Below are 12,715 nucleotides of genomic sequence, written 5' to 3'. Positions count from 1 at the left end.
GCTGAGGTGGTTGTGGGTCATTGGCAAACCTGTCGGTGTAGGAACCAAAAGGCTAACCAATTCACTCCATCCTCAGCCCTTCGTCATGCGCTCATGAGGTGTCGCAATTCGATTTGGAAATCAAGATTTGGCTTTAATTAGCGCCGACTGGTCCACCAGCCCTCCAGGCTGTAAACCCCCAGCGCCGCCCAGATCAGGCCAAAACCCAGAGCGCGCGCGGGTTCAAACACCTCGCCAAACAGCCACACACCCAACAGCAGCTGCAAGGTGGGCGAGATGTACTGCAAGATGCCCATGGTGGACATGCTGACGCGCCGCGCACCCGCGGCAAACAACAGCAAGGGGATGGCGGTGAGCGGCCCGCCCAGCAGCAGCCAGCCGATGGTGGCGCCGTCCGCCTGCACCAGCGCGCCCTGGCCGTGCCAGCCCCACCAGAGCAGGCAGCCCGCGGCCACGGGGCTGAGTACCAGGGTTTCCAGCGTCAGGCCTTCGAGTGCGCCTAGCGCACCCACCTTGCGCAGCAAGCCGTAAAAGCCAAAGGTGATGGCCAGCACCAGTGCCACCCAGGGCAGGCGCCCGGCCTGCACGGTGAGCCACAACACCCCCGCTGCCGCCACGGCCACCGCCAGCCACTGGCCGGGGCGCGGGCGCTCGTGCAGAAACACAAAACCCAGGGCGACATTGACCAGCGGCAGGATGAAGTAACCCAGGCTGGCGTCCAGTACATGACCGTTTTGCACCGCCCACACATAGGTGCACCAGTTGACCGCCAGCAGCAGCGCCGACAGCACAAAGGCCCCCAGCACCCGTGGCGAACGCCACACCGCCCCCAACCAGGCCCAGTGCTGGCGCACCGCCAGCACGCCCAGCAAAAACACCAGTGACCAGACGGTGCGGTGCATCACCACCTCAAAGGCGTTGACAGCGACCAGCTGTTTGAAAAAGAGGGGGAACAGGCCCCAGGCCGTGTAGGCCAAGGCCGCGTAGACAACGCCAGCGTGCATGAAGAAGGAGAGGGTGGAGCGGGAAAGCGCCTAGCTTACCCGCCCCACCGGGGGCCGGCTCAGGCCTCGGCTTGGCGGCGCAGCACCAGAAAACCAAACGCCGTGGCGGTGAGGTACATGCTGACCGAGTAAATGGCCGCGGGCAGCGCGAGCTGGAAGTTGGCCAGCACCGACAGCGCCACAAAAATCGCCAGCGTGGAGTTATGGATGCCAATCTCGAAACTCACGGCCGTCGCAATCGGTTTGTTCAGACCGGCCCAGCGCGACAGGTAATACCCCGAGAGCAGGCTCAGCAGATTAAAGGCCAGCACCACCGGCCCCAGGCTGGAGAAGGACGCGGTCAGCGCCGTCCACTCCTTGGCGATTGCAATGATGGAGAAGGTGGCCAGCACCAGGGCGCTGAAGGCCTTCATGGGCTGGCCCATGCGCTGCGCAAAGGCCGGGCGCTGGCTGCTCACCACCATGCCAATGGCCACCGGCACCAGGATCACCCCCACCACCTCAAACACCTTGCCAAACTGCAGCGGCACCACCTGGCCGGTTTGCACAAAGGTGGCAATCGCCCAGTTGGCAATCAGCGGCAGGCTCACGATGGAAAGCACGGTGTTGATGGCCGTGAGCGAGATGTTCATGGCCACATTGCCGCCAAACAAATGGCTGAACAGATTGGCCGACACCCCACCAGGCGAGGCCGCCAGCAACATCAGGCCCACGGCAAACACCGGCTCCACCTTGAGCGCCACGATGAGCAGGTAGGCCACACCGGGCAGCAAAAACATCTGGATGGCCAGGGCCAGCGCCACGGCCTTGGGGTTGTCACGCAGACGGCCAAAATCGCCCAGCGAGAGGGACAGGCCCAGACCAAACATGACCAGGGCCAGCGCGATCAGCAACAGCGTGGGCAGCGCAGCGGTAAAACTCATGCCGCCACACCGGTGGGGGTGGCCACGGCGCCCAGGCGGCGCTGGATTTCGTCACGCACGTCGGTGCGCATATTGAAGTGGAACGCGGCCTCCGCCACCAAAAACAGCGGGCCGACCAGCAAACCCATCAGGTCATCCACAAACGCGGGTTTTTTGCCCTCGTAGTAATGCCCCAGAAACTGGATCGCCCAGCCCACCACAAACAGGCCCACCCCCCAGCCCAGCCAGACGCCGGTGCTTTGGGCCGCAAACCACTGGCTGGCGGCCAACGAAGCGGCCAGCAGCAGGGCCATGACGATGCCAAAACGCGCATCCAGACGTGCATAAAACCAGCTGGACGCCAGCGCCACTAGCACCGCGGGGCTGAGCATCAGCGCCCCCATTTGCCACTGCGGGCGTGACAACAAAATGGTGACGGCCAGCACGATCAGGGGGATGCCGACAAAGTGGGTGGCCACGTTGCGGCTGTCCTGGTGGTAGGCGGCGTATTGGGTGAGGTGGTCGGTCAGGGTTTTCATGGCGCTCTCCTTCATTCTTCTGGATTGACGAAGCGCAATGATCCGCTTAGCCTCGGTCCTGCGTCTGTCGGGTAGCCGACACAAGACGCGTCATCCGTACAAACCACTAGACCCACGCCCTCCATGACCGACCTGTCCCGTTATCTGCCGGTGTTGAACTCCGGGCGCTGGTTCACCCAGCTGCCTGCCGAATTTGCCCAGGCCTTGCTGCAGATTGCCAAGCTGCGCACGCTGCAAACCGGTGATGCCCTCTTTCTGCGCGACAGTGCACCCTGCGGGCTGTATGCGCTGGTGAGCGGTGCCATCCGCATCTCGGGCCAGAGCGGGCAGCGCAACGATGCACGCGAGGCGCTGCTGGTGGTGCTGACGCCACCGCAGTGGTTTGGCGAGATTTCGGTGTTTGACGGCTCGGTGCGCACCCACCACGCCCATGCCGCCGAACCCAGCACGGTGCTGCAGGTGCCACACGAAGAACTGCTGGCCTGGCTGCAAGCCCACCCCGCGCATTGGCGCGACTTGGCCGTGCTGATGGCCGACAAGCTGCGCATGGCTTTTGTCAGCATGGAAGAACAAACCGTACTGAGCGCCCCGCTGCGCCTGGCACGCCGCCTGGTGGGCATGGCCCAGGGTTACGGCCAGCGAGCTGATGACGGCAGCACCCGGCGCGTGCTGGCCATCACGCAGGAAGAACTGGCGCTGATGATTGGCGTCTCGCGCCAGACCACCAACCAGATCCTCAACGCCCTCAAGGCGCAGCACATTGTGCGCATTCAGCGCGGAGAACTGGAAATTCTGGATCTTCCGGCGCTGCGTGCGCAGTGCCAGTAGCCCGCCCCTCAATGCGCAGGTACACGGCCTGAGACCTGCGTTGGGGCGGGGGCAGGGTCACGCTGATCGAGGCGACCACTCCAGAACGTCAGCGCCAGGGCGCCCAGCACCACAACGGCACCGATCCACGGCGTGTGCATCAAGCCAATGTGGGTGACCACCAGGCCACCGGCCCAGGCTGCAAACGCAATGCCCACATTAAAAGCCGCGATGTTGAGGCCCGAGGCCACGTCCACCGCATGCGGCGTGTGGCGTTCGGCCTGGCGCACCACATACACCTGCAGACCCGGCACATTGCCAAACGCCACAGCGCCCCACAACAGCACCGTCGCCACGGACAGCCAGGGGTGTGGCGCGGTGAAATGGAAGACGAACAACACGGCAGCCAGCAGCGCAAAGATAAGCTTGAGCGCAGCGATGGGGCCCTTGCGGTCCGCCAGCTTGCCACCCCAGATATTGCCCACGGCCACCGACACGCCGTACACCAGCATCACCCAACCCACGGCACCGGCGCCAAAGCCCGACTGCTGCAGGATGGGTGCAAGAAACGTGAACGGAATGAAGGTGCCTCCGTAGCCCACCGCCGTGGTGACGTAGACCAGCAGCAGGCGTGGCTGCGCCAATACTTTGAGCTGCTGCGCGATAGAGGCGGGGGCGGTGTGACGAATGGTGTTGGGCACAAAAACAAAACTCACCACAAGCGCGAGAGCGCCTAGGGCAGACACGGCCAGAAAGGTTTCGCGCCAACCAAAATGTTGACCGATGAAGGTACCCAGCGGCACACCGGTGACCAACGCCACGGTCAGGCCGGTGAACATGATGGCAATCGCACTGGCGGCTTTGTCCTTGGGCACCAGGCCGGTGGCAATGGTGGAGCCAATCGAGAAAAACACACCATGTGCCAGCCCCGTGAGGATGCGGGCGGCCACCAGCGTGGTGTAACCCGGCGCCTGCCAGGCCAGCAGATTGCCCAGCGTGAACAGGGCCATGAGGCCCAGCAATAAGGACTTGCGTGGCAGCTTGCCGGTGAGTGCGGTGAGCACGGGCGCGCCAATGGCCACGCCAAGTGCGTACAGGCTGACCAGCAGGCCGGCCGAGGGAAGGGTGATCTGCAAATTGGCCGCCACCGTGGGCAGCAGGCCCACGATGACGAACTCGGTGGTTCCGATGGCAAAGGCGCTGATGGTCAGCGCAAGAAGGGCAATGGGCATGAAGGGCTCCGGCATTCGAGTGAACAAGAGGACCGGAGTGTGCGTGCTTTACCTTTGCAGAATAAGCCCCTTGTCGGCAGAATACTGTTGACTTGAATTCAATAATGCAGGCTTATGAAAACCACGCTTGAAGAACTGCTGGCCTTCCGCGCCGTGGTCGACACGGGCTCCATCACCGCGGCGGCCGACCAGCTGGAGCAAACCGTCTCGGGCATCAGCCGCGCTTTAAGCCGGCTGGAGAAAAAACTGGGCACCACGCTGCTGCGCCGCACGACACGCCGGTTGGAACTGACCGAGGAAGGCCAGGCCTTTCTGGCACGCACCCGCGCCATCCTCGATGCGATGGACGCCGCCGAAGAGGAGATGGCAACCCGCCGCGAAGCGCCCACCGGGTTACTGCGGGTCAACGCGGCATCGCCGTTCATGCTGCATGCCATCGTGCCGCTGGTGCCGGAGTTTCACCGCCTGTTTCCCGGCATCCATCTGGAGCTCAACACCGATGACCTCAACGTGGACCTGCTGGCACAGCGCACCGACATCGCCATCCGCATTGGCACACTGCGCGATTCCACGCTGCATGCGCGACCACTGTGCAGCAGCCGCCTGCGCGTACTGGCCAGTCCGGCCTATCTGGCGCAGCATGGCAAACCCAAACGCGTGGCTGATCTAACCCACCACGCACTGATCGGCAACAGCCAACTGTCGGCACTGAACGATTGGCCCCTGCGCAGCCCACAGGGCGACCACTACCGCGCCACACTGGCCTTCAGCGCCTCCAGCGGCGAAACCATGCGCCAGCTGGCGCTGGCGGGCTTGGGCCTGGTCTGTCTGGCCGACTTCATGACCGAGGCCGACCGCACCCGCGGCGACCTGGTACAGGTGCTGGCGCGTGACACTGTGGAGGTGCGCCAACCCGTCAACGCGGTCTACTACCGCAACACCGCACTGTCTTCGCGCATCACGGCCTTTTTGGACTTTCTGGCAGCGCGGCTGCAATAAAAAAACGCGCCCGAAGGCGCGTTTTTTGGAGAGCGTGGGGGCTCTATTACTTGGCCACAACGCGTGCCATTTCCAAAACTTTATTGGAGTAACCCCATTCGTTGTCGTACCAGCTCACCAGCTTGACGAAGGTGCCGTCCAGGGCGATGGAGGCTTCGGCGTCGTAGATGGAGGTGCGGCTGTCGCCACGGAAGTCGGTAGCCACCACCTTGTCTTCGGTGTAACCCAACACGCCCTTCAAGGCGCCTTCGGATTGCGCCTTCAACTCGGCGTTGATCTCGGCGATGGTGGCGGAGGTGTTCAGCTCGACGGTCAAGTCAACCACGGACACATCGCTGGTGGGCACGCGGAAGGCCATGCCGGTGAGCTTCTTGTTCAGCTCAGGAATCACCACGCCCACGGCCTTGGCTGCACCGGTGGAAGAAGGAATGATGTTTTCCAGAATGCCGCGACCGCCGCGCCAGTCTTTGTTGGAAGGACCGTCCACGGTCTTTTGGGTGGCGGTGGCTGCGTGCACGGTGGTCATCAGGCCGCGCTTGATGCCGAACTTGTCGTTAATCACCTTGGCCAGGGGGGCCAGGCAGTTGGTGGTGCACGACGCGTTGGAAATGATGGCTTGGCCTGCGTAGGTCTTGTCGTTCACGCCGTAGACGAACATGGGGGTGTCGTCTTTGGAGGGCGCCGACAGGATGACCTTCTTGGCGCCGGCGTCGATGTGCTTTTGCGCGGTTTCCTTGGTCAGGAACAGGCCGGTGGACTCAACCACGATGTCGGCACCGACGTCGGCCCACTTCAGATTCGCAGGGTCACGCTCTTGCGTCAGGCGAATCTTCTTGCCGTTAACGATCAACACGCCGTTGTCCACCGACACGTCGCCCTTGAAGCGGCCGTGCACGCTGTCGTACTGCAGCATGTAGGCCAGGTAGTCAGGCTCCAGCAGGTCGTTGATGCCAACGATTTCGATGTCGTTGAAGTTCTGGATGGCGGCACGGAACACCATGCGGCCGATGCGGCCAAAGCCGTTGATACCAATCTTGATTGTCATTTGCTTCTCACTTCACTAAAAAAGTCGTAGGACACAGAAACCAGAATTACTTACTTGCGCAGCACTTGTTCTACGGTGTCCGCCACGTTGTCCGCGGTGAAACCAAAGTGCTTGAACAATACCGGTGCGGGCGCGGATTCACCGTACGTATCCAGACCGACAACAGCGGCGGTACCGTACTTCCACCAGCCACTGGTGGAGCCCATTTCGACCGCCACCCGCGGCAGGCCGGCGGGCAACACTGCCGACTTGTACTCGCTGCTTTGCAAGTCGAAGGTGGTGGTGGAGGGCATGGAAACCACGCGCACTGCGATCTTGCGCTCGGCCAAGACCTTTTGGGCGGCAATGGCCAGTTGCACTTCGGAGCCTGTGGCAATGATCACAGCCTGGGCCTTTTTCTTGAGGCCGGCGTCCGATGGCTCGGCCAACACGTAGGCACCCTTGCTGATCGCATCCAGACCCGAGGCGTCAGGCGACACGGCAGAGTCTGTTTTGGCGATGTAGGCAATGTTCTGGCGGCTCAGCAGCAATGCCGTGGGCTTGCTCTTGTTTTGCAGGGCCACGGTCCAGGCCACGGCAGTTTCGGCCGTGTCCGCAGGACGCCAGACGTCCAGGTTGGGGATCAGGCGCAGAGAAGCAGCGTGCTCGATGGACTGGTGGGTGGGGCCGTCTTCGCCCAGACCGATGGAGTCGTGCGTGAAAACGTGCACCACGCGCAGCTTCATCAGCGCGGCCATACGGATGGCGTTGCGGCTGTAGTCGCTGAAGGTGAGGAAGGTGCCGCCATAGGGGATGAAACCACCGTGCAGGGCCACGCCGTTCATGATGGCGGCCATGCCGAACTCGCGCACGCCGTAGTTGATGTGGCGGCCACCCTGGCCGGCTTCGTTGGTCACCACGGCACCGGTCAACGCGTCAAAACGCAGGTTGGGCGTGCTCTTGGTGTTGGTGAGGTTGGAGCCGGTCAAATCGGCGGAACCACCCAGCAGCTCGGGCAGCGCAGCGGTAAAGGACTCCAGCGCCAGCTGGCTGGCCTTGCGGCTGGCAACGGTCTCGCCCTTTTGGTGGGCGGCAATCACGGTGTCCACCGCGGTCTGCACAAACGACTTGGGCAGATCGCCCTTCATACGGCGCACCAGCTCTTTGGCCAGCTCGGGGAAGGCGGCCTTGTAGGCGGCGAACTTGTCGTTCCAGGCGGCCTCAGCGGCCTTGCCTTTTTCCTTGGCATCCCAGTCGCCATACACCTCTTTGGGAATGACGAAAGGTGCGTGGCTCCAGCCGATGGCTTCACGCGTGAGTTTGATTTCTTCGGCACCCAAGGGTTCGCCGTGGGCCTTGGAGGTGTTGGCGCGATTCGGGCTGCCCTTGCCAATGTGGGTCTTGCTGATGATCAGCGTGGGGCGGTTGTCGGTGCCGGCCTTGGCTTGCGCAATGGCGGCCGATACAGCAGCGGCGTCATGGCCGTCCACGGGGCCGATCACGTTCCAGCCGTAGGCCACAAAACGCTGGGCGGTGTTGTCGATGAACCAGGGTGCGACCTGGCCGTCGATAGAGATGCCATTGTCGTCGTACAGCGCAATCAGCTTGCCCAGCTTCCAGGCGCCAGCCAGGGCGGCGGCTTCGTGGCTGATGCCTTCCATCAGGCAGCCGTCGCCCATGAAGACGTAGGTGTGGTGGTCCACCACGGTGTGGCCTTCGCGGTTGAATTCAGTGGCCAGCAGCTTTTCAGCCAGGGCAAAACCCACGGCATTGGTGATGCCCTGGCCCAGCGGGCCGGTGGTGGTTTCCACACCGGGAGTGATGCCGAACTCGGGGTGGCCCGCGGTTTTGCTGTGCAGCTGGCGGAAGTTCTTCAGCTCGGCCATGGGCAGCTTGTAGCCGGTCAGGTGCAACAGCGCGTAGATCAGCATGGAGCCGTGGCCGTTGGACAGGATAAAGCGGTCGCGGTTCATCCAGTTGGGATTGGTCGGGTTGTGGCTCAGGTGATCTCCCCACAACGCAACGGCCATGTCTGCCATGCCCATGGGGGCGCCGGGGTGACCGGAATTGGCTTGCTGGACGGCGTCCATGGCAAGTGCGCGAATGGCATTTGCCATGTCTTTGGTATTGGGGGTGGGGGCCATGCGGGGCAACTCCGGGGTAAGGTTGGAAAACGGTGGGAAGGGTGAAACTCCCCCGATTTTACCGGGCCGCGCCGGAGGGACGTTACGGAGCGGTACCGCACGGAATTTGACCCATGGGCTATGCTTTTATGCATGAGCCTGCTTTTCACCCCCCTCACCCTGCCATCGCCCCGCGGCGGCCTCACCTTGCCCAACCGCATCGTCATTGCGCCCATGTGCCAGTACCAGTCCGTCAACGGCGAAGCCACCGACTGGCACCTGATGCACTGGGCCAACCTGCTCAACAGCGGCGCTGGCCTGTTCATGATCGAAGCCACGGGTGTGCTGCCCGAAGGCCGCATCACCCCGGCCTGCCTGGGACTGTGGGACGACCGCACCGAAGCCGCACTTGCGGACAAGCTGGCACGTGCGCGCAAGCTCGCGCCACAGGTACCGGTGTGCATCCAGCTCGCACACGCAGGGCGCAAGGCGTCCAGCCACATCCCATGGGAAGGCGGCCAGCTGATGGCGAAAGAAGAGGGTGGCTGGGAAACCTTTGGCCCTTCGGCGCTGCCCCAGTTGCCCGGCGAAGCACCGCCCACGGAGCTGGACGCTGCGGGCATGGAACGCGTGAAGAACGCGTTTGTGGAAGCCGCCCAACGTGCCGACCGCTTGGGGCTTGAAGTGATTGAGATCCACAGCGCCCACGGCTACCTGCTGCATGAGTTTTTGTCGCCGATTGCCAACCAGCGCAAGGATGCCTATGGCGGCAATTTCGAGAACCGCATCCGCTTTCCGCTGGAGGTGTTTGCCGCCGTGCGAGCCGTGTATGACGGCGTGTTGGGCCTGCGTCTGTCGGCCAGCGACTGGGTGGAGGGCGCCTGGGACGTGCAGCAGAGCGCCGAGTTTGCCAAGCGCCTGAAGGCATTGGGTTGCGACTTCATCCACGTGTCCAGTGGTGGCGTGTCACCGCAACAGAAGATTGCCCTGGGACCCAACTACCAGGTCGACTTTGCCCGACAGATCCGCGAGACCAGTGGCCTGCTGACCATCGCCGTGGGCCTGATCACCGACCCGCACCAGGCCGAGGCGATTTTGCAAAGTGGCGAGGCCGACCTGGTGGGCCTGGCACGTGCCTTTTTGTACCAACCCCGCTGGGGCTGGCAGGCCGCAGCTGCGCTGCATGGTGAAGTGCAGGCCCACCCGACCTATTGGCGCAGCCTGCCGCGCGAGGCGCAGGCCGTGTTTGGCAAGGTGGCGGTGGGCGGGCGCTGAGCGGACAGCCCCATGCAGGGACTGCACCTCACCGCCGATTTACACGGCTGCCGCTGCGCCATGGACTGGCTGACCGAGGCCGGGCCGCTGGGCGACTTTTGCTTCCAGGCCGTGCAAACGGTTGGGCTGCAAGCGGTGTCCCAGGTGGTGCACAGTTTTCCTGCCACCGACCAAGGGCCGGGCGGCGTGACCGCCACGGTGCTGCTGGCCGAGTCGCACCTGTGTGTGCACACCTGGCCCGAACAGCGCGCCGTGACACTCGATGTGTATGTGTGCAATATGGGCGGCGACCACTCCGCCAAGGCACGCGCTTTGCTGGCTGCACTGCTGCAGCTGTTTGACGCCGCACAGGTGGAGCAGCACGCCTTGCAACGCGGCGGCCTGCCGCGCGCCTGAAGCAGCCGAAGCGGCCCCTCAGGGGGCTGGGGCTGGCGTTGCCGCGACCGGCGGTGCAGGTTCCCAGCTGGGGGGCACCTGCAGCGCCGGGCTGATGGCCTGGCCATCCACACCCAGGCTCGGGATGAAGCCACCCCAGCTCCACTCGGCATAACGCCACTCGCTGCCGGAGCGCACCACGCCATCGGGTGGCTGCACCTCTTGCACCGGCACGCCCTTCAGCGCCACGGCCATGTAGTCGATCCAGGCTGGCAGGGCCAGGGCAGAGCCCGAGGCGCGGTTGCCCAGGCTGCGTGGCACGTCGTAACCCACCCACACCACGGCCACCAGGCCCGGCTGGTAGCCGGCAAACCAAGCGTCCACCACATCGTTGGTGGTGCCGGTTTTGCCATACAGGTCCGGGCGCTTGAGCGCGGCCTGCGCGCGTGCGGCGGTGCCGCTGCGCGTGACCTCTTGCAGCAGGGTGGACACCATGAAGGCGTTGCGTGCGGGAATGGCACGCTGGTTCTCGTCCAGCACGGCAGGGGGTGGGGCCTCAAACACTACCTCGCCGCTGGCCCGGGCAATGCGTTGCACCAGCAGCGGGCTCACGCGGTAGCCACCGTTGGCCAGCACAGCATAGGCACCGGCCAGCTGCAGCGGGTTGGTAGACCCGGTGCCCAGCGCCTGGGTCAGGTTGTCGGGCTGGCGCTCGGCATCGAAGCCGAAGCGGCTGGTCCAGCTGCGCGCACCCTGGGGCGAGAGCAGCTGCATGAGGCGGATGGAGACCAGATTTTTGGAGCGCGCCAATGCGTGGCGTAGCGTGATGGGGCCTTCGGTGCTGCCATCGTCGTTCTCGGGAGCCCAGTCGCCCACGTTCTCCAACGCTGCGTCGTTGACCAGGCTTTCGGGCTGCATGCCGGCTTCTATCGCGCCGGAGTAGATGAAAGGTTTGTAGCTGGAGCCGGGCTGGCGCCAGCCCTGGGTCACGTGGTTGAACTGGTTGCGGTGGAAATCAAAGCCACCCACCAGCGCACGGATCTGGCCATTGGCCGGGTCCATGGCGACGAGTGCGCCTTCGGTCTCGGGCCACTGCACCAGGCTCCAGGCCTTGCCTTGCTGCAGCACACGCAGCACCGCGCCGCGGCGCACGCGCAGCTTGGCCGAGGCGTTGTCGGCCAAGCCGCTTTGCGCCGGACGCAGGCCGGTGCCTTCGATGGTGATGACTTCACCGGAAGCCAACACCACGGTGACGGACTTGGCGCTGGCGCGCGTGACGATGGCCAGGCGCAGGTCTTCATCGTCGTCGTAGTCCGCCAGGGCCTGGGCGACGGCGGGGTTGTCGTCCTTCAGGGACTCGGCCAGGCTCTCCTGCCCTTCGGGGCCGCGCCAGACTTGGCGCAGCGAGTGCTCCACCAGCGTGCGGCGCAAGGCCTTGTAGGCCGCCTGCTGCTCGGTGGCCCGCAGGGTGGTGGTGACATTGAGGCCGGTGGTGTAGCTGAGCTCGCCGTACTGGGCATAGACCTGCTGGCGCACCATCTCGGCCACGTACTCGGCATGCACCTCCACCTCGTTGCGTTTGCGCACCACCAGTTTCTCCAGCAGGGCGGCCGCGTACTGGCCGCCGTCGATCACCTCTTGTGAGCGCATGCGGCCCAGCGCCACGATCTGGCGGGCACGGGCACGGTCCAGGTTCTGGATCGGGTTGGCAAAGTAGGGGTTCTGCGGCAGCCCGGCCAACATGGCACATTCGGCCGCACTGAGGGCGGAAAGCGTTTTGCCAAAGTAGGTTTGCGCCGCCGCCTCAAACCCGTAGGCGCGCGACCCCAGGTAGATCTGGTTCATGTACAGCTCCAGAATCTGGTCCTTGCTGAGCTGCGCTTCGATGCGGTAGGCCAACATGGCCTCTTTGAGCTTGCGCTCCAGCGTGCGCGAGCGGCTCAAAAAGAAAGTGCGGGCCACCTGCTGCGTGATGGTGGACGCGCCCTGCATGCGCCCCCCGGTCAGGTTGGCCAGCAGGGCACGGGCCACGCCCACCGGGTCTACCCCGCCATGGCTGTAAAACCGTGAGTCTTCCACCGCCAACAGGCTGTCTTTCATGAGCGGCGGGATCTGGTCGATGCGCTGGTACACGCGGCGCTCGCTGCCAAAGCCGCCAATCTCCACCCCATCGGCCGTGAACACCCGCAGCGGCTGCTTGGGCTGGTAGCTGGACAACGTGGAAATGTCAGGCAGCTGGGTGTAAAAAAACGCGGTGGCCAGCAGCAGGCCCAACACGGCCAGGGCACACAGGGCCAAGCCGATTTTGAGCGCTTGCTTGGGCCAGGGGCCCCGGGAGGTGGATTGCATAAGCATGGGTAAGGTGAGGGCGCATTATGGGCAGACCCGGCGCAGACCGCGCATGGGGGGCCCTGTCACAAGTGTTTCCAGCTGTT

The 12,715-nt window shown here is 64.1% G+C and carries 11 protein-coding genes; 4 read left to right on the top strand and 7 right to left on the bottom strand.

Going from position 1 to position 12,715, the window contains the following annotated elements:
- Positions 1-137: 137 nt before the first annotated feature.
- Genes rarD through C5F53_RS05820 form a run of 3 tightly spaced genes read right to left on the bottom strand, consistent with a single transcriptional unit; the run spans position 138 to position 2,445 of the window.
- Positions 138-1,004, bottom strand: coding sequence for an EamA family transporter RarD (gene rarD / locus C5F53_RS05830; protein ID WP_105260320.1), 867 nt, complete (start codon positions 1,002-1,004; stop codon positions 138-140).
- 59 nt (positions 1,005-1,063) lie between these two features.
- The gene (locus C5F53_RS05825) at positions 1,064-1,927 is read right to left on the bottom strand and encodes a bile acid:sodium symporter family protein (RefSeq protein WP_105260319.1); all 864 of its coding nucleotides are present in this window, start codon (positions 1,925-1,927) and stop codon (positions 1,064-1,066) included.
- Positions 1,924-2,445, bottom strand: coding sequence for a DUF962 domain-containing protein (locus C5F53_RS05820; RefSeq protein WP_105260441.1), 522 nt, complete (start codon positions 2,443-2,445; stop codon positions 1,924-1,926). Before C5F53_RS05820 ends, C5F53_RS05825 begins: the two co-directional genes overlap by 4 nt.
- A gap of 123 nt (positions 2,446-2,568) precedes the next feature.
- Between C5F53_RS05820 and C5F53_RS05815 the strand changes: the two genes are divergently transcribed.
- Complete coding sequence (locus C5F53_RS05815) at positions 2,569-3,273, top strand: Crp/Fnr family transcriptional regulator (RefSeq protein WP_105260318.1); 705 nt, start codon at positions 2,569-2,571, stop codon at positions 3,271-3,273.
- Positions 3,274-3,281: 8 nt separating this feature from the next.
- On the opposite strand, the gene C5F53_RS05810 is transcribed toward C5F53_RS05815, so the two are convergent.
- Positions 3,282-4,484 carry an MFS transporter gene (locus C5F53_RS05810; RefSeq protein ID WP_105260440.1) on the bottom strand — a complete coding sequence of 401 codons (1,203 nt, stop codon included), beginning with the start codon at positions 4,482-4,484 and terminating at the stop codon, positions 3,282-3,284.
- 114 nt (positions 4,485-4,598) lie between these two features.
- Between C5F53_RS05810 and C5F53_RS05805 the strand changes: the two genes are divergently transcribed.
- Positions 4,599-5,483, top strand: a complete 885-nt coding sequence (locus C5F53_RS05805; protein WP_105260317.1) for a LysR family transcriptional regulator — start codon at positions 4,599-4,601, stop codon at positions 5,481-5,483.
- Between the two features lie 46 nt (positions 5,484-5,529).
- Here the strand turns inward: C5F53_RS05805 and gap are convergent, their stop codons facing one another.
- Both gap and tkt read right to left on the bottom strand, forming a co-directional pair.
- On the bottom strand, positions 5,530-6,528 hold the full coding sequence (gene gap, locus C5F53_RS05800) for a type I glyceraldehyde-3-phosphate dehydrogenase (RefSeq protein ID WP_105260316.1): 999 nt from the start codon (positions 6,526-6,528) through the stop codon (positions 5,530-5,532).
- 50 nt (positions 6,529-6,578) lie between these two features.
- A complete protein-coding gene (tkt, locus tag C5F53_RS05795) occupies positions 6,579-8,651 on the bottom strand; it encodes a transketolase (protein WP_105260315.1) in 2,073 nt (690 codons plus the stop codon).
- A gap of 132 nt (positions 8,652-8,783) precedes the next feature.
- Between tkt and C5F53_RS05790 the strand changes: the two genes are divergently transcribed.
- Together C5F53_RS05790 and C5F53_RS05785 are read left to right on the top strand one after the other, a co-directional pair.
- Positions 8,784-9,905 (top strand): NADH:flavin oxidoreductase/NADH oxidase, encoded by a 1,122-nt coding sequence (locus tag C5F53_RS05790; RefSeq protein ID WP_105260314.1) that lies wholly within the window; start codon positions 8,784-8,786, stop codon positions 9,903-9,905.
- Positions 9,906-9,917: 12 nt separating this feature from the next.
- Positions 9,918-10,301, top strand: a complete 384-nt coding sequence (locus tag C5F53_RS05785) for an S-adenosylmethionine decarboxylase family protein (RefSeq protein ID WP_105260313.1) — start codon at positions 9,918-9,920, stop codon at positions 10,299-10,301.
- A gap of 18 nt (positions 10,302-10,319) precedes the next feature.
- Here the strand turns inward: C5F53_RS05785 and C5F53_RS05780 are convergent, their stop codons facing one another.
- Positions 10,320-12,629 (bottom strand): penicillin-binding protein 1A, encoded by a 2,310-nt coding sequence (locus C5F53_RS05780; protein ID WP_236635224.1) that lies wholly within the window; start codon positions 12,627-12,629, stop codon positions 10,320-10,322.
- Positions 12,630-12,715 lie beyond the last annotated feature (86 nt).

The sequence above is a fragment of the Rhodoferax sp. TS-BS-61-7 genome, from assembly GCF_002943465.1.
Lineage (GTDB): Bacteria > Pseudomonadota > Gammaproteobacteria > Burkholderiales > Burkholderiaceae_C > Allorhodoferax.
The sequence above is the reverse complement of the archived record's forward strand: the minus strand, read 5'-3'. Positions and strand labels throughout refer to the sequence as shown.